This is a genomic window from Cupriavidus necator, assembly GCF_013141915.1.
GTDB lineage: Bacteria > Pseudomonadota > Gammaproteobacteria > Burkholderiales > Burkholderiaceae > Cupriavidus > Cupriavidus necator_B.
In genome coordinates this window covers 48,680-71,997 of sequence record NZ_SROX01000006.1, presented here as the reverse complement: position 1 = coordinate 71,997, position 23,318 = coordinate 48,680, and the positions used below count along the sequence as shown (strand labels likewise).

Annotated in this window: 18 protein-coding genes; 11 read left to right on the top strand and 7 right to left on the bottom strand. The window is 68.0% G+C overall.

The features are described from left to right. Positions 1–188: 188 nt before the first annotated feature. Together E5S69_RS13535 and E5S69_RS13530 are read left to right on the top strand one after the other, a co-directional pair. Complete coding sequence (locus E5S69_RS13535; RefSeq protein WP_171515369.1) at positions 189–1,517, top strand: putative bifunctional diguanylate cyclase/phosphodiesterase; 1,329 nt, start codon at positions 189–191, stop codon at positions 1,515–1,517. 286 nt (positions 1,518–1,803) lie between these two features. Further along, a complete protein-coding gene (locus tag E5S69_RS13530) occupies positions 1,804–4,482 on the top strand; it encodes a DUF6600 domain-containing protein (protein WP_171515166.1) in 2,679 nt (892 codons plus the stop codon). A gap of 106 nt (positions 4,483–4,588) precedes the next feature. Here the strand turns inward: E5S69_RS13530 and E5S69_RS13525 are convergent, their stop codons facing one another. The 5 genes from E5S69_RS13525 to E5S69_RS13505 all read right to left on the bottom strand — a co-directional run bounded on the left by E5S69_RS13525 (position 4,589) and on the right by E5S69_RS13505 (position 9,256). Next, complete coding sequence (locus tag E5S69_RS13525; protein ID WP_171515165.1) at positions 4,589–5,761, bottom strand: ABC transporter substrate-binding protein; 1,173 nt, start codon at positions 5,759–5,761, stop codon at positions 4,589–4,591. Between the two features lie 128 nt (positions 5,762–5,889). Next, the gene (locus E5S69_RS13520; RefSeq protein ID WP_171515164.1) at positions 5,890–6,597 is read right to left on the bottom strand and encodes an ABC transporter ATP-binding protein; all 708 of its coding nucleotides are present in this window, start codon (positions 6,595–6,597) and stop codon (positions 5,890–5,892) included. Further along, on the bottom strand, positions 6,584–7,348 hold the full coding sequence (locus E5S69_RS13515) for an ABC transporter ATP-binding protein (protein WP_171515163.1): 765 nt from the start codon (positions 7,346–7,348) through the stop codon (positions 6,584–6,586). The genes E5S69_RS13520 and E5S69_RS13515 overlap by 14 nt, the downstream gene beginning before the upstream one ends. After that, complete coding sequence (locus E5S69_RS13510; RefSeq protein WP_171515162.1) at positions 7,341–8,378, bottom strand: branched-chain amino acid ABC transporter permease; 1,038 nt, start codon at positions 8,376–8,378, stop codon at positions 7,341–7,343. Before E5S69_RS13510 ends, E5S69_RS13515 begins: the two co-directional genes overlap by 8 nt. A gap of 14 nt (positions 8,379–8,392) precedes the next feature. Continuing rightward, positions 8,393–9,256, bottom strand: a complete 864-nt coding sequence (locus E5S69_RS13505) for a branched-chain amino acid ABC transporter permease (protein ID WP_171515161.1) — start codon at positions 9,254–9,256, stop codon at positions 8,393–8,395. A 596-nt stretch (positions 9,257–9,852) separates the two neighbouring features. Between E5S69_RS13505 and E5S69_RS13500 the strand changes: the two genes are divergently transcribed. Then, positions 9,853–10,932, top strand: a complete 1,080-nt coding sequence (locus tag E5S69_RS13500) for a glycosyltransferase family 4 protein (protein WP_171515160.1) — start codon at positions 9,853–9,855, stop codon at positions 10,930–10,932. Between the two features lie 32 nt (positions 10,933–10,964). Further along, positions 10,965–13,175: an amylo-alpha-1,6-glucosidase gene (locus E5S69_RS13495; RefSeq protein ID WP_171515159.1), complete on the top strand. Its 2,211-nt coding sequence runs from the start codon at positions 10,965–10,967 to the stop codon at positions 13,173–13,175. Positions 13,176–13,202: 27 nt separating this feature from the next. Here E5S69_RS13495 and E5S69_RS13490 read toward each other — a convergent pair whose 3' ends face one another. Then, positions 13,203–14,153 (bottom strand): LysR family transcriptional regulator, encoded by a 951-nt coding sequence (locus tag E5S69_RS13490; RefSeq protein WP_171515158.1) that lies wholly within the window; start codon positions 14,151–14,153, stop codon positions 13,203–13,205. Between the two features lie 120 nt (positions 14,154–14,273). On the opposite strand from E5S69_RS13490, the gene E5S69_RS13485 reads away from it, so the two are divergent. The 3 genes from E5S69_RS13485 to E5S69_RS13475 all read left to right on the top strand — a co-directional run bounded on the left by E5S69_RS13485 (position 14,274) and on the right by E5S69_RS13475 (position 17,678). After that, positions 14,274–16,103, top strand: a complete 1,830-nt coding sequence (locus E5S69_RS13485) for a gamma-glutamyltransferase family protein (protein WP_171515157.1) — start codon at positions 14,274–14,276, stop codon at positions 16,101–16,103. 92 nt (positions 16,104–16,195) lie between these two features. Continuing rightward, positions 16,196–17,164 carry a Bug family tripartite tricarboxylate transporter substrate binding protein gene (locus E5S69_RS13480; RefSeq protein ID WP_423766634.1) on the top strand — a complete coding sequence of 323 codons (969 nt, stop codon included), beginning with the start codon at positions 16,196–16,198 and terminating at the stop codon, positions 17,162–17,164. Between the two features lies 1 nt (position 17,165). After that, complete coding sequence (locus E5S69_RS13475) at positions 17,166–17,678, top strand: GAF domain-containing protein (protein ID WP_171515155.1); 513 nt, start codon at positions 17,166–17,168, stop codon at positions 17,676–17,678. An 84-nt stretch (positions 17,679–17,762) separates the two neighbouring features. On the opposite strand, the gene E5S69_RS13470 is transcribed toward E5S69_RS13475, so the two are convergent. Beyond that, a complete protein-coding gene (locus E5S69_RS13470; protein ID WP_171515154.1) occupies positions 17,763–18,950 on the bottom strand; it encodes a CaiB/BaiF CoA transferase family protein in 1,188 nt (395 codons plus the stop codon). Between the two features lie 89 nt (positions 18,951–19,039). Here E5S69_RS13470 and E5S69_RS13465 point away from each other — a divergent pair, with 89 nt between their 5' ends. The 4 genes from E5S69_RS13465 to E5S69_RS13450 are packed head-to-tail and all read left to right on the top strand — an operon-like array spanning position 19,040 to position 23,116. Beyond that, positions 19,040–20,179, top strand: coding sequence for an acyl-CoA dehydrogenase family protein (locus E5S69_RS13465; protein ID WP_171515153.1), 1,140 nt, complete (start codon positions 19,040–19,042; stop codon positions 20,177–20,179). Continuing rightward, positions 20,176–21,333: an acyl-CoA dehydrogenase family protein gene (locus tag E5S69_RS13460; protein ID WP_171515152.1), complete on the top strand. Its 1,158-nt coding sequence runs from the start codon at positions 20,176–20,178 to the stop codon at positions 21,331–21,333. The genes E5S69_RS13465 and E5S69_RS13460 overlap by 4 nt, the downstream gene beginning before the upstream one ends. Next, positions 21,326–22,108 carry an enoyl-CoA hydratase/isomerase family protein gene (locus E5S69_RS13455; RefSeq protein ID WP_171515151.1) on the top strand — a complete coding sequence of 261 codons (783 nt, stop codon included), beginning with the start codon at positions 21,326–21,328 and terminating at the stop codon, positions 22,106–22,108. Before E5S69_RS13460 ends, E5S69_RS13455 begins: the two co-directional genes overlap by 8 nt. Before the next feature lie 45 nt (positions 22,109–22,153). Beyond that, on the top strand, positions 22,154–23,116 hold the full coding sequence (locus tag E5S69_RS13450; RefSeq protein ID WP_171515150.1) for a Bug family tripartite tricarboxylate transporter substrate binding protein: 963 nt from the start codon (positions 22,154–22,156) through the stop codon (positions 23,114–23,116). Positions 23,117–23,318: the final 202 nt, after the last annotated feature.

The window sequence follows — 23,318 nt, the reverse complement described above, 5'->3', positions numbered from 1 at the left end:
CGATGCGCGGTAGGGTACTGTATGCGGCCGCCCGATTCAACGCGCACGCGGCTCCCGGCAGGCCCGGCGTTGCGCCGGCGCCTAGGGGTTTTGGCCAGTATGGGAACTGCTTGATTTTTTCCAAGTTTTCGTCACACTTGCTAAATTGCTAGCGGGTAACAATGTCGACAATTACAGATGGGGCAGGGATGGTGGCCAAGTCGGGGGCGAAGTCGGCTGGCGCCTCGCCAGGCTCGGATCTCGATCCGCTGACCGGCGTTGACAATCGTCAGGGCTTTCTGGAACGGCTGGAAGCACGCCTGCATAGCGAGGCCGTGCCGCGCTGCGCATTGCTGCTGATCGGCATTGATGACTTCCGCGCCTTCAACGACATGCATGGCCATGCCGAAGGCGACATCATCCTGCAGCGCGTGGCCCGCCGCCTGCGCGATGCCTCGCCCCGCGACGCCGTCATTGGCCGCATCGGCAGCGACGAATTCGGCGTGCTGCTGCCTTCTATTGCCGATCCCACCCTGGTGCGCCACGTCAGCGCCGCGATCCTGTCGATGCTGTCCTCCCCGCACGAGCATGCCGGGCGCCGCCACCACGTGCTGGCCAGCATCGGCGCCTGCGTGGCGCCCGCGGCCGGCGAACAGGGCTCGGACATGCTGGCGGCGGCCAGCCTGGCGCTGGCGCGGGCCAAGCACGACGGCGGCCGCACCATCCGCTTCTTCAAGCCGCAGATGCGCTCGGACGTGACCGCGCGCCTGTCGCTGGTGCAGGCGCTGCACGAAGCCTATGCCCAGCGCCAGTTCGAACTGCTGTACCAGCCCCAGGTCGACCTGCGCGACGGCCGTGTCCATGGCGCCGAGGCGCTGATGCGCTGGCGCCATCCCACCCGTGGGCTGCTGTCGCCCGCCGCTTTTATCGACGCGCTGGCTGGCAGCAGCATCGCCAGCGATGTCGGCATGTGGCTGCTGCAGACTGCCTGTGCCCAGGCGCGTGCCTGGTCGCTGGCGTTTCCGCGGCCGCCGCGGGTGGCAATCAACCTGTTCGCGGCCCAGCTGTCCGAAAGCCGCCTGCTGACCGAGGTGCGGCACGTGCTGCGGGCGCTGGAACTGGCGCCCGACTGCCTCGAGATCGAGATCACCGAGACCATCGCCCTGCAGCAGGGCGACGAGGTCTCGGACCAGCTGCAGGCGCTGCGCCGCGACGGCATTACGCTGACCTGCGATGACTTCGGCACGGGCTATGCCTCGCTCAGCTTCCTGAAGTCGTTCCCGGTGGACCGGCTCAAGATCGACCAGTCCTTCATCCGCAACGTGACCGAAGACCCGGTCGACGCGGCCATCGTGCGCTCGGTGATCAATGTGGGCGCCAGCCTGCACATCGGGGTGGTGGCCGAAGGCGTGGAAACCGCCGAGCAGCGCGATTTCCTGCTGGCAAACGGCTGCCATGAGGCGCAGGGCTACCTGTACGGGCGTCCGATGACCGCCGAGAACCTGACCGAGATGCTGCGCCAGCAGGACGGCCGCTGAGCGGCATCCGGCCCGGACCTTGCCGCCGCGCGAGCAAAAGTTGTTTCCACCTTTGACGGCAGGCCCGGCCCCGCCAGGCCGGCGCCGGCCGCCTGCCCGCCCGCAGCCTGCCGCGCGCCCCGGCCCCCGCGGCCCGCCGTCGCCACCTGGCGAAATACCAGCTTACAAACTGTGCCGCGCCGAACGCGCCGCCGCACCCCGTGCCATGTATGGTGACAATAGGGTTGCCGCCGGCGTGGGCCGGCCTGCCCGCCGACCCCAGTGGTTGTCCTGTTCCTGCCCTTCCATGTCCGATCCCTTCCAATCCGCCGCCCTGGCCCGTGGCCGCTCTGGCGGCAGGCTGGCGCTGACCGCGCTGGCGACAGCTGTTGGCCTCGCAGTGGCGGCTACTGCACTGGCGCAGGTGCCCGCCGCGCCCGGCGAACCTTATCTCGATGCGCCGGTTGCCGACGCCGCGCTGCAACAGGCGGATCCCTCCTCGCGCATCGCCACGCTGACCGCGGTCGACGGCCAGTTTAGTTTTGCGCCCGCGGGCTCGGACGACTGGGCCGCGGCCGGGCTGAACCGGCCGGTGACCACCGGCGACCGGCTCTGGCTGGAGCCCGGCGGACGCGCTGAGCTGCACGCCGGCACGGTAGCGCTGCGCATGGGCGGCGCCACCGCCGCCAGCATCCTGAACCTGGATGACAGCGCGACGCAGGTCAAGCTGACGCAGGGTACGTTGCAGGTACGGGTGCGCGCGTTGCCGCCGGGCCAGACGGTCGAGGTCGATACCCCCAACCTGGCCTTCGTGCCGCGCGAGCCCGGCGACTATCGCCTGGACGTGGCGCCTGACGGCAGCACCACCACCGTGACCCTGCGCCATGGCAGCGCGGTGGTTTACGGCGACAGCCGCACGGTCGAGCTGCGGCGCGGCGACCGCATGCGCTTTGCCGGCACCGACCTGGCGGATGCGGGCGGCGGCGCGGTGCCGGAAGACGCGTTCGACCGCTGGACCGCGGCCCGCGACGCGCGCGAAGACGCGTCGCAGTCGGCGCGCTACGTGCCGCGCGAGATGCCGGGCTACGCCGCGCTGGACGGCTATGGCGACTGGCAGGAAGACCCCGGCTACGGCGCGGTGTGGTTCCCGCGCGTGGTCAGCGTGGGCTGGGCACCTTACAGCGCCGGCCACTGGGCCTGGATTGCGCCGTGGGGCTGGACCTGGATCGACGACGCGCCGTGGGGCTTCGCGCCGTCGCATTATGGCCGCTGGGCCTATGTGGGCGCGCGCTGGGGCTGGGTCCCCGGGCCGCGGGTGCGCCCGTGCTACGCGCCGGCGCTGGTGGCCTTTGTCGGTGCCGGGCCTGGCTGGAACGTGCGCGTGGGCAGCGGGCCCGGCGTGGCCTGGTATCCGCTGGGACCGCGCGACGCCTACCGGCCGGTCTATCGCGCCAGCCCGACCTACGTCGCCCGCATCAACCGGGTCACCGTCAATAACTTCGTGATGGGCGACCGCCGGCCGCCGCTGTATGCCAACCGCAACGTGCCCGGCGCCATCACCGGCATGCCGGCGCGCAACTTTGTCGAAGGCCGGCCGGCGCGCGGCCTGCACCGGCCCGAGTGGCGCAACCTGCCGGCGGGCGAAGCCCGCGGCGCGCCGCCGGTGGCACCGGTGAAGGGCAGCCTGGTGGGCGCGGCGCCGCTGCGGCCGCTGCCGCCGCAGGCGCGCCATGGCTTCGAACGCCAGGCCATCGCCGCGCGCGAGCCGGGCCGTCCGGCGACGGATGACCTGGCCCGGCGCTTTGCGCGCGAGGGCGGGGTCGTGCCCGGAGCTGGCCCCGCCTGGCGCGGCGGCAATGAACGGCGGCCCGGCCGCGACGCACGGCCGGTGCGCGACGTGCGCATGAGCCAGGCGGCCATCGCGTCGCGTGACCACGCCCAGGGCCAGCCACGCGGCGGGCGCCCGGATGCCGGTGCAGACGACCGTGCCGAGCGCAACGATGCCAGTGTCCGGGGCGAGCCGTGGCGTGGCAATGGCCGCGGCCAGAGCACCCGGCCCGACGAGGCACGCGGCTTTGCCGGACAGCCAGGCGTGGCGGGTGGCGCCCAGCCGCAGCAACCGGCCCTGCAGCGCGAACCGCAGCGCCAGCAGATGGAACAGCAGCGCGCCCTGCGCGAGCAGCAACGGCAACTGGACGAGCAGCGCCAGCAGCGCATGCCGCCGCGCCAGTGGGCTGACGGGCAGGAGCGCCCCGATCCGGCGCGGCAATCGCAGGAGATGCAGCGCCAGCGCTTCGAACAGCAGCGACAGATGCAGCAGGCCCAGCAGCAGCGGCAGATGGAGGAAGCGCGGCAGCGCCAGCCCGACGCGCAGCGCCAGGCCGCCGAGCGGCAGGGGCAGGAGATGCAGCGCCAGCGTTTTGAGCAGCAGCGGCAGATCCAGGAAGGCCAGCAGCGCCAGGCGCAGGAACAGCAGCGCCAGCAGGCGATGCAGCACCAGGCCGAACAGCAGCAGCGGCAGATGCAGGAGCAGCAGCGTGCCATGCAGGAGCAGCAGCGCCAGCAGGTCATGCAGCGGCAAGCGGAACAGCAGCAGCGCCATATGCAGGAGCAGCAGCGCGCGATGCAGGAGCAGCAGCGCGCGATGCAGGAACAGCAGCGCCAGCAGGCGATGCAGAGGCAGGCGGAACAGCAGCAGCGGCAGATGCAGGAGCAACAGCGCGCGATGCATGAACAGCAGCGCGCCATGCAGGAACAGCAACGCCAGCAGGCGATGCAGCGGCAGGCGGAACAGCAGCAGCGCCAGGCCGAGCAGCAGCAACGGCAGATGCACGAGCAGCAACGGCAGATGCAGGATCACCAGCGTCAGCAGATGGACCAGCAACGCCAGCAGCAACAGCAGCAACATCAACAACAACAACAACGCGTGCAGCATGAGCGCGGCCAGCTGGAGGCGCGCCAGGGCCGCGACGGCGATCGCCGCTAGCCGCCGCCCACGCAGCCGCCGCAACAAAAAACCCCGGCAAGCCTGGCGGGCCCGCCGGGGTTTGTGCTGGTGCGCCGCCGTACCGGCAGCGCCGCCGCGTGTCGCTTTACTTGGCCAGTTCGGACAGGCGCACCTGCGAGATCTTGCCGTTCTGCACCCATCCGACCACGGTGTCGGCCATCGAGCCACCCTTGGCGTCGATACCGTCGACCTCGTTGGGGTTGACCTCCTTGGCCAGGCCCTTGACGGCATCGGGCATCTTCGCGCGGATGGCCGCGGCGTCGCTGGTGGTGCCAGCCAGCTTCATCGCCCCGGCCAGCGCATACACCATGGTGTAGTTCAGCGACATCTCGGTGGTGGCGTCGCGTCCGTCATGCAGCTTCTTGTACCTGGCATTGAACGCCTGCGCCGCCGGGCGGTTGTCGTTGACCAGCGGCAGCACGCCGATCGAGCCTTCCAGCATGCCCAGGCCGTTGGTAACCTTCGCCATCTCGTCCATCTTGGCCTGGTCCATCACGATAAAGCCGCCCTTGAAGCCGAGTTCTCGCGCCTGCTTGACCACCAGCGCGGTCGGCTCCGACGGGCCGCCTACGAACATCACGTCCGGCTTTTCGCTGATGGCGCGCGATACGCCGCTATAGAAATCGGTGGCCTTGGTGTACGACATCGGGTTGTTCGCCACCACCTTGCCGCCCGCGGCTTCCCAGGCCGGCAAGAAGGCCTGCACCCAGGCCTTGGCGTAGTCGTGGTCGGCCGGGGCCAGCGCCACGTTCTTGCCATAGCGCTTCATCTGCGCCTTGATAAACGGCTCGATGTAGCCGGTATAGGCGGGCGGGATGCGGATGGTCAGCTTGTTGCCGGCGTCGGTGATGCGCGGCACGCTGGAGTAGGCCATCACCAGGAATTTCTCCTGCTCGTTGAAGGCCTGCAGCGCGAAGATGCCGCCCGAATGCGGCACGAACACCGCCGGGGTCTTGTGCTGCTGCACCAGGCGGCGGCCGTTGATGGCGGCCTCGGCCGGCGAGTACTTGTCGTCCAGCGCCACCACTTCCAGCTTGACTTTCTTGCCCTTCACCTCCAGGCCCGAGGCATTGATCTCGTCCACCGCCATCTGCATGCCCGACAGCACGTTCTTGCCATACAGCGCGGCGCCGCCGGACAGCGGGCCGGTAAAGCCGATCTTGACCACTTCCTGCGCCAGCGCGGCGCCCGAGACCAGCATCGCGGCCACAGCGGTGGCGGCCAGCGGGAAGATACGGCGCATGAATTTGCTTTGCATTGCTTTGTCTCCTGAATGTACTGCGCTTGTTATGTCTGAAATTCGTTGACGACCGCTCGGTATGCGCCCCTCTCCCGCTTGCGGGAGAGGGAGCACCCCATCGCAAGGGATAGGGCATTCGATCTTTTTTACCCCCCGATATACGCCTTGCGAATCCCCTCATCCTTCAACAACGTATCCCTGTCGCCCTCCATCACGATCTTCCCGCTCTCGATCACATAGGCGCGATGCGCAATCCCCAGCGCCGCGTAGGCGTTCTGCTCCGCCAGCAGCACCGTGGTGCCCGCGCGGTTGATGCGCTGGATGATCTCGAACATCTGCTTGACCACCAGCGGCGCCAGCCCCAGCGACGGCTCGTCGAGCAGCAGCGCGCGCGGGCGGCTCATCAGCGCCCGCCCCAGCGCCACCATCTGCTGTTGCCCGCCGGACAGCGAGCCGGCCGGGTCGTCCTTCTTCTGGCGCAGGATCGGGAACAGTTCATAGACCTCGTCCAGCGTCTTGCGGATGCCGGCGCCGTCGCGCCGGTGCACATAGGCGCCCAGCACCAGGTTCTTCTCCACGCTCATCGCCGGGAACAGCTTGCGGCCCTCCGGGCAATGCACCAGCCCGGCCTGCACGATCTGCGACGGCTTCATGCCGGACAGCTCGCGCCCGTCGAAGCGCATGCTGCCGCCACTGATGCGGTGGATCGCGCTCATCGCCAGGAAGATCGAGCTCTTGCCGGCGCCGTTGGCGCCCAGCAGCACCACCAGCTCGCCGGCGCCCGCGTGCAGCGTGATGTTGTCCAGGGCGCGGAAGCTGCCGTACGACAGCGAGACGCGTTCAAGCTGCAACATGGTCGGCTCCCAGGTAGGCCTCGATGACATGCGGATCCTGCTGGATCTGCGCGGGCGTGCCTTCGGCAATCTTCTCGCCGTAGTTCAGCACCATGATCTTGTCGGCCAGCCGCATGATCATGTCCATCTTGTGTTCGATCAGGCAGACGGTCTTGCCATGGCGCACCATCTTGCGGATCAGCTCGGCCAGGCCCACGGTTTCTTCGGGATTGACGCCGCCGGCGGGTTCGTCGAGCAGCAGCAGTTCCGGGTCGGTGGCCAGTGCCAGCGCAAAGGCCACGCGCTTGCGCGCCTCCTGCGTGATGTCGGCGGCCACCTCGTGTGCCAGGTGCGACAGGCCGACGAAGTCCAGCGCGGCTTCGGCCTTGTCGCGGCACAGCCGCTCTTCCTCGCGCAGGCGCCGGGTGTTGAACAGCACGTCGCCCAGGCCGGAGCGCGTGCGCAGGCGATGGCCGACGATCAGGTTGTCGAGCACCGTGGCGCGGTCGAACAGCGCGGTGGCCTGGAAGGTGCGGGCCACGCCGAGGCGCGCGATCTGGTCGGCGCGCAGGCCGGCCACGTCCTGGCCCTTGAACAGGATCTGGCCGGAGCTGGGCGCATGCGTGCCCGCGACCAGGTTGAAGAAGGTGGTCTTGCCCGCGCCGTTGGGGCCGATGATGGCGTTGATACGGCCTTGCTCGAAGGTCACCGAGACATCGTGCACCGCGGTCAGGCCGCCGAATTTCTTGGTCAGGTTGCGGATCTCAAGCATGGTCGGCTCCGGCGCGGGTGGTCGGGACAGCGGTGGTGTTGCTGCTGCCGGCGGCAGCGGGCTGGGCCTGCTTGCCGCGGCGTGCGGCGGCGGCCTTGCGCGCCTGTTTCTTCAGGTACGAGCCGACGATGCCGTCGGGCACGAAGATGATCAGCAAGATCAGCACCGGGCCGAACACCAGCATGCGGTAGTCCTGCATGAATTGCAGCGACTGCGTGATCCACGGCACCAGCACCGCGCCCAGCAGCGGCCCGAAGATGGTGCCGATGCCGCCCACCAGCATCGACATCACCATGTCGAAGGTCAGGTCGGTGCGGGCGATGTCCGGGCCCAGGAAGCGCACCTGCCCCGCGTACAGCGCCCCGGCAAAGCCGGCGTAGCCGACCGACAGCACGAACGACAGCACCTTGGTGCGCATCAGGTTGAGGCCCAGCGCCTCGGCCAGCGCGTCGCTGTTGCGCACCGCCATGAAACTGCGGCCCAGCAGCGAGGTGACGATGCGGTGCATCAGGAAGGTGCCGACCGCCAGGAAGGCCAGCACCAGGTAATACTGCGCCTGCACGCTGTCAAAGCTGAGCGGCCCGATCGCCGCCGGTACCGGGATGCCGATCAGCCCCACCGTGCCGTGCGTCAGGCTCTCCCATTTCTCGATCAGCAGGTAGATGATGTAGCCCACGCACATGGTGAAGATCGAGAAGTAATGGCCCTTCAGGCGCAGCGAGACCACGCCGACCACATAGCCCAGCACCATGCAGATCACCCCGGCCAGCACGAAGGCCAGCCAGAATGGCACCTGGTGGTCCACGGTCAGGATGCCCAGCGTATAGGCGCCGATGGCCATGAAGCCGCCATGCGCCAGGTTCAGCTGGCCGGTGTAGCCGGTGATCAGGTTCAGCCCGAGCGTGGCGATGGCATAGATGAAGGCCAGCGTCATCACGGTCAGGTAATAGCTGTTGGGCGTGATCAGCGGGAAGGCGATGGCCAGTGCCAGCAGCAGCATCCAGCCGGTTTTTCCTTGCAGTGCTTTCATGTCTTCAGACTCCCTCAGGCGGCCTTGCCGGCAAACAGGCCCTGCGGCCGGATCGACAGGATCACCACCAGCAGCACGAAGGCGATGATGTCCTTGTAGTCGGTGGAAACGTAGAACCCGCCGAAGCTCTCGGCCATGCCGATGATCAGCCCGCCGACGATGGCGCCGGGGATGCTGCCCATGCCGCCGAGGATGATGATGACGAAAGCCTTGGTGATCACCAGGTTGCCCATGCTCGGGTAGACCAGGTTGATCGGCGCGTAGAGCGTGGCGGCGATCGCGGCCAGCGCGCCGGAGATGGCAAACACCAGCAGCGTTACGCGCGTGGCGTCGATGCCGACTAGCGCCGCGCCTTCGCGGTTCTGCGCCATCGCCATGATGGTGGCGCCGGTCATGGTGCGCGTGAGGAACAGGTGCAGCAGCACCATCAGCGCGAATGCTGCACCGATGATCAGCAGGCGCTGCAGCGGCGCGGTCAGCCCGAACACCTCGACGATCTGGCCATAGGGCGTGGGCATGCGGTGGAAGTCCGCGCCCCACAACGCCTGCGCGCCGGCTTCCAGGAACAGCAGAATGCCGATGGCGGCGATCATGTCGTGCAGCTCGGGCGCATTGCGCAGCGGGTGGAACACCAGCCGGTCGGCCAGCATCGACAGCAGCGCGACCACCAGCGCCGCGCCCAGCATCGCCAGCCAGTAGTTCACACCGAGCGTGGTCATCAGGTAGTACGACACATAGGCGCCGGCCATGTAGAAGGCGCCGTGCGCAAAGTTGGGCACGTGCAGGATGCCGTAGACCAGCGTCAGGCCAAGCGCCACCAGGCTGTACACGCCGCCCAGCGTCAGGCCGTTCAGGAACTGTTGAAGGAACAATGCCACAGGGGTACCTCGTACGGTTCGGGAAACCAGCACGCGCCGGCGAGTGCCGCGCGTGTGCCGTCGCGGCGGCGTCAGGCGCGGCCGCGCGGATCAAAAAACAAGCGGTGGGATCAGGCGGGCGCCAGCACCCCCAGTGGTGCCGGGGTGTGCGTCAAGGTATGCCGGCACGGGTTCACGTGCGGTCCGTGGCGATGGCGTTGCGCGATGCTGTGCTGCGGATGCTGCATGGCGGTGTCTCCTGTGCGATGCGGCACGATGGCCGCCCGGCAAGCCGGGCGGCATTGCCACCCGGTGACGCCGTGTCGGGAAGTATTCCCGCACGATCGTTCGTTTTCACCGACTTTTGCATAGGCCCACAGGCACCGTCAAGGAAAGCCGCCGGCTATTCCGCACGGCGAAATAGCAGCGGCGAGCGTGAGGGTAAGTCCCGACAGGGCTGTCCCGCAATCATGGCGCTGCGGCATGGCCTGCATGCCGCGCCTGCATGGTACGGACCAGCTTGAAAAAGCCGCCGCCGCTTTCTATGGTGCCTTCATCAGCCCAGGCACTGTCGCGGCAATCCACTCTGCAGCCTGCTTATCAGACGGGGGAAGCCGATGAAGATTGCGCAGATTGCACCACTCGCCGAACGCTGTCCGCCCTGCTTGTACGGGGGGACCGAGCGCATCGTCTCGTACCTGACGGAAGAACTGGTGCGGCAAGGCCATGAGGTCACGCTGTTCGCCAGCGGTGATTCGGTCACGCGCGCCGAACTGGTGCCGTGTTGCGACATGGCGCTGCGCCTGGATGCGCGCGTCGGCGAGCATCTGCCCTACTACGTCACGATGCTGGATCGCGTGATGGCGTGCGCCGGGCGCTTCGATGTCCTGCATTTCCATATCGACATGCTGCATTTCCCGCTGCTGCGGCGCATGCCGGTGCGGGCGGTGACCACCTTGCACGGCCGCCTGGACCTGCCGGAGCTGCAGCCCTTCTATGCGCACTTCCCCGATTTTCCGCTGGTGTCGGTGTCCGCCGCGCAGCGCGCGCCGATGCCGCCGGTGAACTGGGTGGGCACCGTGCACCACGGCATCCCCGGGGCGCTGCTGGACTATTGCGCCAATCCCGCCGGCGACTACCTGGCCTTTCTCGGACGCATCTCGCCGGAGAAGCGCCCGGACCATGCCATCGAGGTCGCCGTGCGCGCGGGCATGCCGTTGAAGATCGCGGCCAAGGTCGACCGCGTCGACCGCGCTTATTGGCAGGATGTGATCCGGCCGCTGGTGGCGGCGCACCCCAACGTCGAGTACATCGGTGAAATCGACGAGTCCGCCAAGTCCGCCTTCCTTGGCAATGCGCGCGCACTGCTGTTTCCCATTGCCTGGCCGGAGCCGTTCGGCCTGGTGATGATCGAAGCCATGGCCTGCGGCACGCCGGTGATTGCGTTCGCCTGTGGCTCGGTGCCGGAAGTGATCGAGCCGGGCATCAGCGGCTATATCGTGCACGGCATTGATGAAGCGGTGGCCGCCGTCGCCAGCGCCGCCAGCCTGCCGCGCGCCGGCGTGCGCGCGGCGTTCGACGCGCGCTTTTCCGTCGAGCGGATGGCGCGTGACTACGTGCGCATCTACCAGGGCTTGTCGAATCCCGGCGACGCGGGCGCGGCACATGGCGAGGCCGGTGAACTGGCGCTCGCGTAACCCGACACGACCACAGCTGGAGAAACCTTCTCATGCCCGCGGAATCCACGGAACATCCCAACCGGTCGGTGGCGGTCGCCGGCGCCAGTGACGTCGCGCAGTTCTATATCCCGGCGGCGGCGTCGCTGCAGGAGCGGCGTCCGCGCACCCTCAAGCATGGCGACACCTTCGCACTGTTCGACCATAACGGCGATGCCATCGGTGCACCGGGCAGCCCCGAGGGGCTGTTCCATTTCGATACCCGCCATCTGTCCTTCCTGCGGCTCACGGTGGAAGGGCAGCGCCCGATGCTGCTGTCGTCAACGCTGCGCGATGACAACGCCGCCCTGACCTGCGACCTGACCAATCCCGACCTGTTCGACCCGGAGGGCGCGCTGTGGCTGGAGCACGACCTGATCCACCTGCGCAGGTCGCGGTTTCTGTGGAACGGCGCCTGCTATGAGCGCCTGAGCTTGCGCAACTTCGACGACCGGCCGCGGCGCGTGCGCATCGACATCGCCTTCGATGCGGACTTTGCCGACCTGTTCGAAGTGCGCGGCACGCAGCGGCTGCGGCGCGGGACCCTGCATGCACCGCAGGTCGACGGCGCCGCGGTCACGCTGAGCTACACCGGCCTGGACCAGGCGCGGCGCGAAACCCGCATTTCGTTCGATCCGGTGCCACAGGCGCTGAGCGGTAGCCGCGCCAGCTTCACGCTGCTGCTCAAGCCGTCATGCGCGCAATTGCTGCGCATGGAGATCCGCTGCAAGTCGGTGGACCGGGAAGAGGAGGAGAACCAGTCCTTCCTCGGCGCACTGCTGCAGTCCAGGCGCGAGCTGCGGCGCTCGTGCGGGCGCGCGGCATCTATCACCACCTCCAACGAACTGTTCAACGAAGTGGCGCGGCGCAGCATCTCCGACCTGTACATGCTGCTGACCAACACCGCGCACGGGCCTTACCCGTATGCCGGCATCCCATGGTTCAGCACGGTGTTCGGCCGGGATGCGCTGATCACCGCGTTGCAGACGCTATGGCTCGATCCCGAGATCGCCCGCGGCGTGCTGCAGTACCTCGCCGCGATGCAAGCCGAAACGGTCGACCCGCACGCCGATGCCGAGCCCGGCAAGATCCTGCACGAAATGCGCCATGGCGAAATGGCCCGCCTGGGCGAGGTCCCGTTTGCGCTCTATTACGGCAGTGTCGATGCCACGCCGTTGTTCGTGCTGCTGGCCGGCGCCTACCTGCGGCGCACCGGGGATGTCGACACCATCCGCGCGCTGTGGCCGAACCTTCAAGCCGCGCTGGACTGGATCAGCGATTATGGCGACCGCGACGGCGACCTGTTCGTCGAATATGGCCGGCTGTCGCCGGAGGGCCTGATCAACCAGGGCTGGAAGGACAGCCGCGATTCAGTGTTCCATGAGGACGGGCGGCTTGCCGCCGGCCCGATCGCGCTGGCCGAAGTCCAGGCCTATACCTATGGTGCCTGGCTGGCCGCGGCGCAGATACGCGCGGCACTGGGCGACAGCGAGGGCGCGGCGATCTATGCCGCCAAGGCGGAAGTGCTGCGCGACGCCTTCGACAAGCATTTCTTTGATGCAGCGCTGGGCACCTATGTGCTGGCCTTGGACGGCAACAAGCAGCCGTGCCGCATCCGCGCGTCCAACGCGGGCCATACGCTGCTGACCGGCATCGCGCTGCCGGAGCGGGCGCCGTCAGTGGTGGCCACGCTGATGCAGAGCAGTTCCTTCTGTGGCTGGGGCATCCGTACCGTCGCCGCGGATGCGGCGCGTTTCAACCCGATGAGCTACCACAACGGCTCGGTATGGCCGCACGACAATGCCCTGATCGCGGCGGGCATGGCGCGCTACGGCTACCACCCCGAGGCGAACCGCATTTTCGAGGGGCTGTTCGCGGCATCCAGCTATATCGACCTGCGCCGCCTGCCCGAGCTGTTCTGCGGCTTCGCGCGCCAGCGCAGCCAGGGCCCGACCTTCTATCCGGTGGCGTGCGCGCCGCAGGCGTGGGCCGCGGCCGCGCCGCTGCTGATGCTGCAGGCCTGCCTGGGGCTGGACTTCGACACGCAGGAGCCGGCGATCACGTTCGAGAACCCGTCGCTGCCGCCGTTCCTGGATGAGGTGGTGTTCCGCAATCTGGGGGTCGGCGGCGGCAGCGCCGACGTGGCGGTGCGCCGCTCCGGCGAGCGCGTGGTGGTCGACGTGCTGGAGCGGCGCGGGCCGGTGCGCGTGCTTACGCGCAACTAGGCGCGGCGCCCGGCCACGCGCGGCGGGCTAGGCCACGTCTGCCGGCAGCGCGCGCAGGCTGGCGACCAATGCCGCCACCATATCGTCCTCCACCGGCTGGCGCCGCCACATCACGCCTACCGGCGGCAGGTCCCAGCTCAGCATATGCGGCAGCGTCATCGCCCCCTTGGACTCGGCCAGTTCGGCGGCGACCGCGCGGGGCACGATGGTGGTCGCGCCCGGATGCTTGCGCATCAGCGTGGCCATGGTCTTGATCGAATAGGTCTCGACGATGGGGGTGGGCTGGGCCACGCCCGCCACCGCGAAGATGGTGTTGATAGTGCGCCGGATCGGCGTGTTGGGCGGCGGCAGGATCCAGTCGCGCTGGGCCAGCTGGTGCCAGTCGAGCGCGCCGCGCGCCAGCCGCGCCGCGGCCGCGGCGGGCACCACCAGCGCCGGTTCTTCGCGATACAGCGGCTGCTGCACGAGATCCGCGCCCGGCGCATAGAAGGTGCGCGCGATGACGCAGTCCAGCTCATGCTCGCGCAATGCGCTGACCAGTTCGTCGGTGGTGCCCTCACGCACCAGCACCGACACCCGCGGGGCCTGCGACAGGCCGAAGGTGCACGCCGTATCGAGCACGCCGCGGCTGATGTAGGGAATCACGCCAAGGCGCAGCCGGCCCGACAGCCCCGCTTCGATTGCCGCCAGTTCGCGCCCCAGCGCATCGGCATCGGCCAGCGTCAGCCTGGCGTGCGCCAGCACCGCACGGCCGGTGGGGGTGGGCTCCAGCCCGCGCCGGGTGCGGGTAAACAGCGGCACCATGAAGATGTCTTCGATCTCGCGCAGGGTCTTGGTGACGGCGGGCTGCGACAGGTTGAGCTCGGCCGCCACGCGCGACACCGAGCGCTGCCGCGCCAGCGCCAGCAGCAGCGGCAGGTGCCGCAGGCGCAGCCGCGATACCAGGTTGTGGACCACTTTGTCGGGGGCGATGGACATGGGGCTTGCCGCCATGCAGCGGTCTAGTCGTATTACCAAATGGTAATACCACAATAACCAATCAGACGCTGCTGGTTATCCGCTAATCCTATACTGGCCGGTATCACAGGAGCATCGACCATGTTCACCACCCGTCCCGAGATCATTGGCACCTTCGGCGTCGCCGCCTCCACGCACTGGCTGGCCACGCAGACCGCCATGGGCGTGCTCGAGCGCGGCGGCAACGCCTTCGACGCCGCGGCCGCCGCCGGCTTTGTGCTGCAGGTGGTCGAGCCGCACCTGAACGGCCCCGGCGGCGAGGTGCCGATCCTGTACTGGAGCGAGCGCGAGCGCGCCATGCGCTCGGTGTGCGGGCAGGGCCCGGCGCCGGCTTTGGCCGATCCGGCCGCGCTGCGCGCGCTGGGCCTGGACCTGATGCCCGGCATCGGCCTGCTGCCGGCCGCCGTGCCCGGCGCCTTCGGCGCATGGCTGACCATGCTGCGCGAGCATGGCACGTGGTCGCTTGCCGACGTGCTGGCGCCGGCCATCGGCTATGCCCGCGACGGCTTTCCGCTGGTGCCGCGCATCGCCCGCGCGATCCTCGCGGTGCAGGCGCTGTTCCGCGACGAATGGCACAGTTCGGCGCAGACGTGGCTGCCGGACGGCAAGGTGCCGCGCCCCGGCAGCCTGCATACGCTGCCGGTGCTGGCGGCCACCTATACCCGCATCGTCGAGGAGGCCCAGCGCCGCAGCGATACCCGCACCGGCCAGATCGATGCCGCGCTGGACTGCTGGTACCGCGGCTTCGTCGCGCAGGAGATCGACGCGTTCTGCCGCCAGACGCCCGTGCGCGACACCACCGGCGAGCAGCACACTGGCCTGCTGCGCCGTGACGACATGGCCAGCTGGGCACCCGAGATCGAGACGCCGGTGACCCTGGACTTCGGCCGCTATACCGTGGCCAAGTGCGGCATCTGGAGCCAGGGGCCGGTGTTCCTGCAGCAGCTTGGCATGCTGCGCCATGCCGGCCTGGAGCAGCACGCGCCCGAGTCGCCCGAGTTCGTGCACCGCATTGCCGAGGCCGCCAAGCTGGCCATGGCCGACCGGCTGGCGTGGTATGGCGACCCGCATTTTGCCCAGAGCCCGCTGGCGGGGCTGCTGGACGATGGCTACCTGGCGGCGCGCGCGCAGCGCATCGGCGCGCGGGCGGCTTTGGGCCTGGACCCCGGCACGGTGAACGGCATGGCGCCGCGCCTGCCCGACCTGGCCGCGGCCGAACGCACGCTGCAGCGCGCCGACGTGCGCTTCGGCGTGGGCGAGCCGACCTTTGCCGAACTGCCGCCAGTGGCCGAATGGGCCGAGCAGGAGATCTTTGTCGGCGATACCTGCCATATCGACGTCATCGACCGCCACGGCAATATGGTGGCGGCCACGCCGTCGGGCGGCTGGCTGTCGTCGAGCCCGACCATCCCGGCGCTCGGCTTTGCGCTCAACACGCGCCTGCAGATGACGTGGCTGGAGCCGGGGCTGCCCAATACCCTCGCGCCCGGCAAGCGGCCCTGCACCACGCTGTCGCCGTCGCTGGCGCTGCGCGACGGTGAACCCTACATGGTGTTCGGCACGCCCGGCGGCGACCAGCAGGACCAGTGGTCGCTGGCGTTCTTCCTGCGCCATGCCGTGCATGGCATGAACCTGCAGGAAGCCATCGACGCGCCGGCCTGGCATGTCGACCACTTCCCGGCCTCGTTCTGGCCGCGCCAGACCGTGCTCAATCGCATCAGCATCGAATCGCGCTTCCCGGAAGGCACGCTCGCGGCGCTGCGCGAGCGCGGCCATGACGTGCGCGTGGGCGAGCCGTGGTCCGAGGGCCGCATGTCGGCCTGCGCGCGCGAGTTCGATGCGCGCGGCCGGCTGGTGCTGCGCGCCGGCGCCAATCCGCGCGGCATGCAGGGCTATGCCGCGGGGCGCTGACGATCCGGCAGGTTCGACCTGCAGATAAACCGACACGGCGCGGCGCATCGTGCGCCCGCCACCGAAAACGGAGGAGAAACACCATGCGATGGATGACCAAGACCCTGCTGGGCGGCATGGCCGCGCTGGCCATGTGCCTGAGCGGCGCCGCAAGCGCGGCCGACAATTGGCCGCAGAAGCCGATCACGCTGATCGTGCCGTGGGCCGCCGGCGGCTCGACCGATATCCTGGCGCGCGTGCTGTCTGAACACCTGACCCGCTCGCTGGGCCAGCCGGTGATTGTCGACAACAAGCCCGGGGCTTCGGGCAATATCGGCTCGGCCATGGTGGCGCGCGCACGGCCCGACGGCTACACGCTGCTGGTCGGTTCGATGAGCACGCACGCGATGAACCCGGCGCTGATGCCGAACATGCCGTTCCGCGGCGTGGAGGACTTCACGCCGCTGGGCCTGCTGGCCTACGTGACCAACACGATGGTAGTGCACCCGTCGGTGCCGGCGCACAACGTCAAGGAACTGATCGCCTACGCCAAGGCCAACCCGGGCAAGCTGGCGTACGCCAGTGCCGGCCCCGGGTCGACCAACCACCTGAGCGCGGTGCTGTTCGAGAAGATGGCCGGCGTGCAGATGCTGCACGTGCCATACAAGGGCGGCGCGCCCGCCGTGGTCGACACCGTGGCCGGCCAGACCCAGCTGCTGTTCTCGGCCGGCACGCAGACGCTGCCGCATGTGAAGGGTGGCAAGCTGCGCCTGCTTGCCGTCACCGAGAGCAAGCGCTCGCCGCTGCTGCCCAATGTGCCGACCGTGGCCGAGACCGTGCCCGGCTATGAACTGGCGGTGTGGTACGGCGCCTTTGGGCCGAAGGGCATGCCAGCGGACCTGGCCGCGCGCCTGAACCGCGAGATCAACGCGGTGATGTCGCTGCCCGAGGTCAAGTCCAAGATGAACGCCATCGGCGTCGAGACCGCTACCTCAACGCCGCAGCAGTTCGGCGCCATCCTGCAGCGCGATGCCGACCGCTACGGCAAGTTGATTCGCGAACTCGGCATCAAGGGGGAATGACGTGAGCCCCCTGCGCACGGCCGTGCTGGTGACCACGGCCAACGACCTGTGTGACCAGCTGCAGCAGGCCCGCGACCCCGCTGCCGCGTTCGCGGCGATCGGCGCCGCCACCCTGCAGGCGATGGGGCCGGGCCTGCTGACCATCAACGCCTGGCACGCCGGCCCAGCACAAATTGAACGCCTGTGGTCTTCCGATCCTTCGGCGTACCCGGTCGGCGGACGCAAGTCGAAGGGCGACAGCGCGTGGCGGCGCCAGTTGCTCGAGCGCGGCGAAGTCTTTGTCGGCGAGGGCGATGCCGCGCTGGCTGCGGTGTTCGATGACGTGCAGGTGATTCGCGGACTTGGCTGCACGGCGGTGGTCAATGTGCCGCTGTGCGTGCAGGGGCGGGTGATCGGGACCTTCAACTATCTGGCGGATCGCACCGTGTGGTCGGAGACGGAACTGGTGGCGTTGCGTGTGCTGGGGGCTCTGGCCACGCCTGCCGTGGGTGACCTGCTGGCGGCGCAAGCCTGACGGCGGCGCCTGGTAACGCTGCCCGGCGCGGCATGACAGGCTGGCACGCCCCGTGTGCCAGTGTGGTCTGATACCCCCATCGGGTCACGGCGCGCGGTTCAGGATACGTTCGGTATCCTCGCCCAGATTGGGAGCGGCCTTATAGATGGATGCAGGCGTTCTTGAAAAAAGCGCTGTTGGCCGGGTCGTCACCACTTCGCCTTCGGTGGCGTGCGTCATGGTCTGGAACAAGCCTGTGCTTTGCACCTGGGGATGGTTCTGGATGCTGTGGATCGAATACATCTCCGCGACCGGGATGTCCATCTCCCGGCAAACGTCCATCATTTCCCTGGTGGTGTATTGCGCGGTGATGTTGCGCAACTCCGCGTAGATTGCCTGGATGTTCTTGTTGCGCTCGATGCGGCTGCTGATATTGAACTGCTCGATGAACTCGCCGCGCCCGAAGCGGTGGAAGAAGTCCCTCCAGTGCTGCTCCGTATAGGGCAGCACGGCGATATAACCGTCCCGTGTCGGCGAGGGCTTGCGCCCGCCCTTGAGCAGGCGTGCATAGCCGGCATCGCCGATGGGCGGATGGAAACCATGGCCGCCCAGGTGCTCGGTCATGGTAAAGGCCACCATGGTTTCGAACATCGGCACTTCCACGTACTGGCCTTCACCGGTGCGGGCCTTGTGCACCAGTGCGCCGAGAATGGCGTTTGCCGTGGCCAGGCCGGCGATCTTGTCGGCCAATAGCGTAGGCGGATAGTCCGGAACGCCGCTTTCGTGGCCCACCAGGTGGGCCAGGCCGCAGGCCCCCTGGATGATGTCGTCGAACGCGGGCTGGCCGGCAAATGCGCCGCCCTCGCCAAAACCAGTGGCGGCGCAGTAAACAATGCCCGGGTTGATCTGTGCCACCTCATCGTAGCCAAAGCCCAGCCGCTGGATCGCCTTGACGCGGATGTTGTGCACCAGCACGTCGCAGCGGGCAATCAGCTGGCGCAGCTGCGCCTTGCCTGGCTCGGTCTTCAGGTCGATGCAGACCGAGCTCTTGTTCCGGTTGATATTCATGAAGGTCGAGCTCATGCCGGGCGTGCGGCTTACGCCGTTGGCACGCATCAGGTCGCCCTCGGGCGGCTCGACCTTGATCACTTCGGCCCCGTAGTCCGCCAGCACCTGGGTGGCGACCGGCCCCAGCACCACGGCGGTCAGGTCCAGGACGCGGATACCGGCGAGAGGGCCGCGGGAACCCGTGGCGTGAGGTTGCGTCGGGTCGGTCATATCGCTTGCTTTCATGGTGGACTGCTTCTCCTCGTAATTACCTAGAGCGAACTCGATGCATTCACTATAGAGTTTTGCTTGTTCGCAAGCAAGTAAGGATAAGCATGGATACGTTGCACATTGCGGCTGGCGACTTGCCGCAGGAATGCGAGGCGCTGCGCGAGGAAGTCAGAGCATTCGCCAAAGAGCACATGACCCGGTATTCCCGCGTCGAGCGCGCGCATAACTGGGCCGGGCGGGATCCCGTCTTCTCGAAAGAGATGGGCGAAAAGGGCTGGCTCGGCATGACCTGGCCGACCGAGGTCGGCGGCGGCGGCAAGAGCATGCTGGAGCGCTATGTGATGCTCGAAGAGCTGCTGGCGGTGGGCGCGCCGATGGGCGCGCACTGGGCCGCGGACCGGCAGATGGGTCCCCTGCTGATCCGCTACAGCCGCGACCAGCTTGCCCCGAAGATCATTCCGCAGATCCGCCGCGGCGAGGCCTTTATCTGCATCGGCATGAGCGAGCCGGACTCGGGCTCCGACCTGGCTTCCATCCGCACCCGCGGTACCCGGGTGGAAGGCGGCTGGAAGATCAACGGCCGCAAGGTATGGACCTCGGGCGCCCACCATGCGCACTACATGGTGGCGCTGGTGCGCACCAGCGAACGCGGCGATGACCGCCACGCCGGCATGAGCCAGATCTTCATCGAGATGGACCGGCCGGGCGTGACCGTGCGCCCGATCGTGTCGCAACTGGGCACACGCATCTTCAACGAGGTGATCCTCGACGATGTGTTTGTCCCCGACGACCACCTCGTCGGCGAAGAGGGCAAGGGCTGGAGCCAGGTCATCAACGAACTGAAGTACGAGCGCTCCGGCGCGGAGCGCTTCCTGAGCAGCACGCAGTTGCTGCTGGAGATGCTCGATGCCGCCGATGCCGGCAACCCTCAGCAGGCTGTGGCGCTTGGCAAGGTGATCGCGCGCTATGCCACCTTGCGGCAGATGTCGCAGGGCATCGCGCTGATGCTGGCCGAGGGCCAGGACCCGTCGCTGGCCGCCTCCATCGTCAAGGACCAGGGCGCGCTACTGGAGCAGTCACTGCCCGACATTGCGTATGAGGTGTTTCCTGCCCGGCTGGGCGACGGCAGCGAGTTTGACCAGGTGCTGAACCTGGTCACGCTGGCGGCGCCATCGTTCTCGCTGCGCGGGGGCACGAGAGAGATTTTGCGCGGGATTATTGCGAAAGGACTGGGGCTGCGATGAACGACAACATGATTGGAGAAACCGTCAGGCGACTGCTGGCCAACGAGGTGGACCGCGACCTGCTGACGGCGGTCGAGGCCGGCGCATTCGCCGGCGCGCTGTGGCAAACCATTGCCGAAAGCGGCATGACCAAGATCCTGTGCCGCGAGGCGCACGGCGGGATCGAAGCGTCCTGGCCGGAAGCATTGCCGCTGTTCTACCAGGTTGGCTACACGCAGGCGCCGGTACCGCTGGCGCAGGCCGTGCTGGGCCAGTACCTGGCATCGCGCGGCGGGCTGGACCTGGCGGCCGACGGCGTGTTCGCGCTCGCCGCGGGAGCGCAGACGCGGTCATTGGTATTGTCCGGCGGCGAGGGCGGCAAGCCGGCCACCCTGTCCGGCACGATGACCGCCGTGAAGTGGGCGCGCCATGCCCAATGGCTGGTGGTCGAGGCCGGTGGCGACCTTGCACTGGTGGATGCCAAGGGGCCCGGCGTGCGTATAGCGTTCAAGGCCGATGCCGCATCGCTGCCGGCCGATACGGTGGTGCTGGATCAGGCTCCGGTTTCTCATACGCTGGCTGCTGGCATTGCAGGCCTAAGCCGGCCGCTGGAAGTGTGCTACGCCGCCACCACTGCGGCGCAGCTGACCGGCGCGCTGGACTACGCGCTGGACCTGGCGGTGCAGTATGTGAAGGACCGCGTACAGTTCGGCAAGCCCATCGGCAAGAACCAGGCGATCCAGCAGCAACTGGCGGTGCTTGCCGGCGAAGTGGCCTGCAGTTATGCGGCGGCCACGACCGCGCTGCGCGACCTGCCAGCGATCCACCAGCACAGCGCGCCGCAGGCGGAATTCAGCGCAGCGGTCGCCAAGGTGACGGCCAGCGACGCGGTGCGCACCGGCGCCTCGATCGCGCACCAGGTCCATGGCGCCATTGGCTTTACCTACGAATACCCGCTGAATTTCGCCACCCGGCGCCTGTGGGCCTGGCGCGCCGAGGCCGGCACCAGCACCGAATGGGCCGAGCGCCTGGGCCAGGCGTTCATCCAGGCCGGCTCCGAGCAGTTCTGGCCGAACCTGACGGCGCGCACCCTGCCGTGCGCAGAGGGCGCGGCGGGCGCGCCGGCCCGGCACGCCGAATCGATGCAAGCAGAAAGGAACGCAACCCATGCCTGATACGACGGACCAAGTCATCCTGAGCCGACGCGACGGCCATGTCGCTATCGTCGAGCTGAACCGCCCGCCGCACAATTTTTTCGATGTGGACATGATTGCCCGCATTGCCGACGAGCTGGACCGGCTGCAGGCCGACAAGACCTGCCGCGCGGTGCTGCTGCAAGCGGGCGGCAGCGCGTTTTGCGCGGGTGCGGACTTTTCGCGGCGCGACGGCGCCGCGGCACCGCGCAGCGCCTCGCGCATCAATCCAATCTATCTCGAGGCCTTGCGCATTTTCAGCTTCGGCAAGCCGATCGTGGCAGCGATCGAAGGGCCGGCAGTCGGTGGTGGCCTGGGCCTGGCACTGGCGGCGGATTTTCGCGTGTCGTGCACCGAGGCGCGCTTTTCCGCCAACTTCAACCGTCTCGGCTTTCATCCGGGGTTTGCGCTTTCGTACACGCTGCCCGCGCTGATCGGCAAGCAAATGGCGGCATGGATGCTTTACACCGGCATCCGCGTCGATGGGGCGCGCGCCCGGGAGATGGGCCTGGTGGACTTCCTCGTGCCCAGGACGGAGGTACGCGGCGCCGCGCTGGCACTGGCGCGGGAACTGGCCACTTCGTCGCCGCGGGCACTGCAGTCCACCCGCCACACCTTGAAGGCCGACTCGCTCAGCCATATCCGCAATGCTATCTCGCGCGAGAGCGCCGAGCAGGCGGTCCAGTTCGCCGGGCCGGACCTTGCCGAGGGTGTGAAGGCCATGGCCGAACGACGCCTCCCGGTCTTTGAGGACTGATCGCCTGCGGGGCAGGCCATGACAATCGATAACGGAGACAAAGACATGCAACGCAGACAATTCGGCGCCACCCTGCTGGCGGGCGCGGTAACGCTGGCATTGCCCGGCATCGCGCGGGCGCAGGGCAAGGCGATTCGTGTGATCGTGCCGTTCACGGCGGGCAGTGGCTCGGACGAGGGCGCGCGCTTTTACGCGGAGCAGATTGGCAAGGCCCTGGGCCGCGCCATCGTGGTCGAGAACAAGCCGGGCGCCAGCGGTCTCATCGCCGTGCGCACCGTGCTGGCGGAGCCGGCTGACGGCAATACCATCCTGCTGGGCAGCAACTCGCTGATCGCGGTCAATCCGGTGATGGTGAAGAACCTGGGTTACGACCCGTTCAAGGACCTGGTGCCGCTGCACGGTGTGGGCATCTCGGCCGCCGCCTTCGTGGCTGGCAACGATTCGCCGTACCACACCATTGCCGATGTGGTGGCCGCCTACAAGACCACCGGCAAGCCAATCTCGGTAGGCAACTATTCCGAAGGCTACCGGCTGGTGGGCGAGTGGCTGGCGCAGGCGACGGGCATCAAGACCACGCCGGTGCCCTACAAGGGCGGCGCGCCGATGGTGACGGACGTGATCGGCAACCGGCTGGACATCGGCCTGAACGATATCACTGGCATCGCTCCCATGGAAAAGGGCAAGAAGCTGCGCGTGCTTGCCATCACCGGCGGGGTGCGCGACAAGCTGTTGCCCAATGTCCCGACCATGAAGGAACTGGGCTACACAGACTTCGAATCCTACGTCTGGTCATCTTTCTCGATGAAGGCCGGCACCCCGCAGGACAAGCTCAACGAGCTTGCCGCAGCCATCTCCGCCGCGCAGAAGACGGAAGAGGCAAAGGCCTACCAGGCCAAGCGTGCCGGCACTTTCCTGAACAAGGCGCTGGGCGAGTTGGGCGAATTCCAGCGCGCGGAATACCTGCGCTTCAAGCGTGTGGCGGAAAAGGCCAATATCCAGCCCGGCTGAGCCGCCGGGCCCGCACCGCTGCGCCGGCAACTTGCGCACGCGGCAGCCGGCATTGCACGCGGCTCGGCGGGGCAGCGCTGCCTGGAAAGCACGCATTTCCCTTCGGTACAATCTGGTACGGCACGATTCGCGTTGAACCAGCCGGATCTTTGGTCGACACGAGGCACGACGACACCACCAACCACCGCAGGCGGCATCACAT

Coding starts and splice junctions, on each gene's coding strand:
- E5S69_RS13490 (WP_171515158.1), bottom strand. CDS start 14,153: ATGTCCATCGCCCCCGACAAAGTGGTCCACAACCTGGTATCGCGGCTG.
- E5S69_RS13480 (WP_423766634.1), top strand. CDS start 16,196: ATGACCAAGACCCTGCTGGGCGGCATGGCCGCGCTGGCCATGTGCCTG.
- E5S69_RS13500 (WP_171515160.1), top strand. CDS start 9,853: ATGAAGATTGCGCAGATTGCACCACTCGCCGAACGCTGTCCGCCCTGC.
- E5S69_RS13520 (WP_171515164.1), bottom strand. CDS start 6,597: ATGTTGCAGCTTGAACGCGTCTCGCTGTCGTACGGCAGCTTCCGCGCC.
- E5S69_RS13495 (WP_171515159.1), top strand. CDS start 10,965: ATGCCCGCGGAATCCACGGAACATCCCAACCGGTCGGTGGCGGTCGCC.
- E5S69_RS13455 (WP_171515151.1), top strand. CDS start 21,326: ATGCCTGATACGACGGACCAAGTCATCCTGAGCCGACGCGACGGCCAT.
- E5S69_RS13485 (WP_171515157.1), top strand. CDS start 14,274: ATGTTCACCACCCGTCCCGAGATCATTGGCACCTTCGGCGTCGCCGCC.
- E5S69_RS13535 (WP_171515369.1), top strand. CDS start 189: ATGGTGGCCAAGTCGGGGGCGAAGTCGGCTGGCGCCTCGCCAGGCTCG.
- E5S69_RS13470 (WP_171515154.1), bottom strand. CDS start 18,950: ATGAAAGCAAGCGATATGACCGACCCGACGCAACCTCACGCCACGGGT.
- E5S69_RS13460 (WP_171515152.1), top strand. CDS start 20,176: ATGAACGACAACATGATTGGAGAAACCGTCAGGCGACTGCTGGCCAAC.
- E5S69_RS13530 (WP_171515166.1), top strand. CDS start 1,804: ATGTCCGATCCCTTCCAATCCGCCGCCCTGGCCCGTGGCCGCTCTGGC.
- E5S69_RS13450 (WP_171515150.1), top strand. CDS start 22,154: ATGCAACGCAGACAATTCGGCGCCACCCTGCTGGCGGGCGCGGTAACG.
- E5S69_RS13510 (WP_171515162.1), bottom strand. CDS start 8,378: ATGAAAGCACTGCAAGGAAAAACCGGCTGGATGCTGCTGCTGGCACTG.
- E5S69_RS13465 (WP_171515153.1), top strand. CDS start 19,040: ATGGATACGTTGCACATTGCGGCTGGCGACTTGCCGCAGGAATGCGAG.
- E5S69_RS13525 (WP_171515165.1), bottom strand. CDS start 5,761: ATGCAAAGCAAATTCATGCGCCGTATCTTCCCGCTGGCCGCCACCGCT.
- E5S69_RS13515 (WP_171515163.1), bottom strand. CDS start 7,348: ATGCTTGAGATCCGCAACCTGACCAAGAAATTCGGCGGCCTGACCGCG.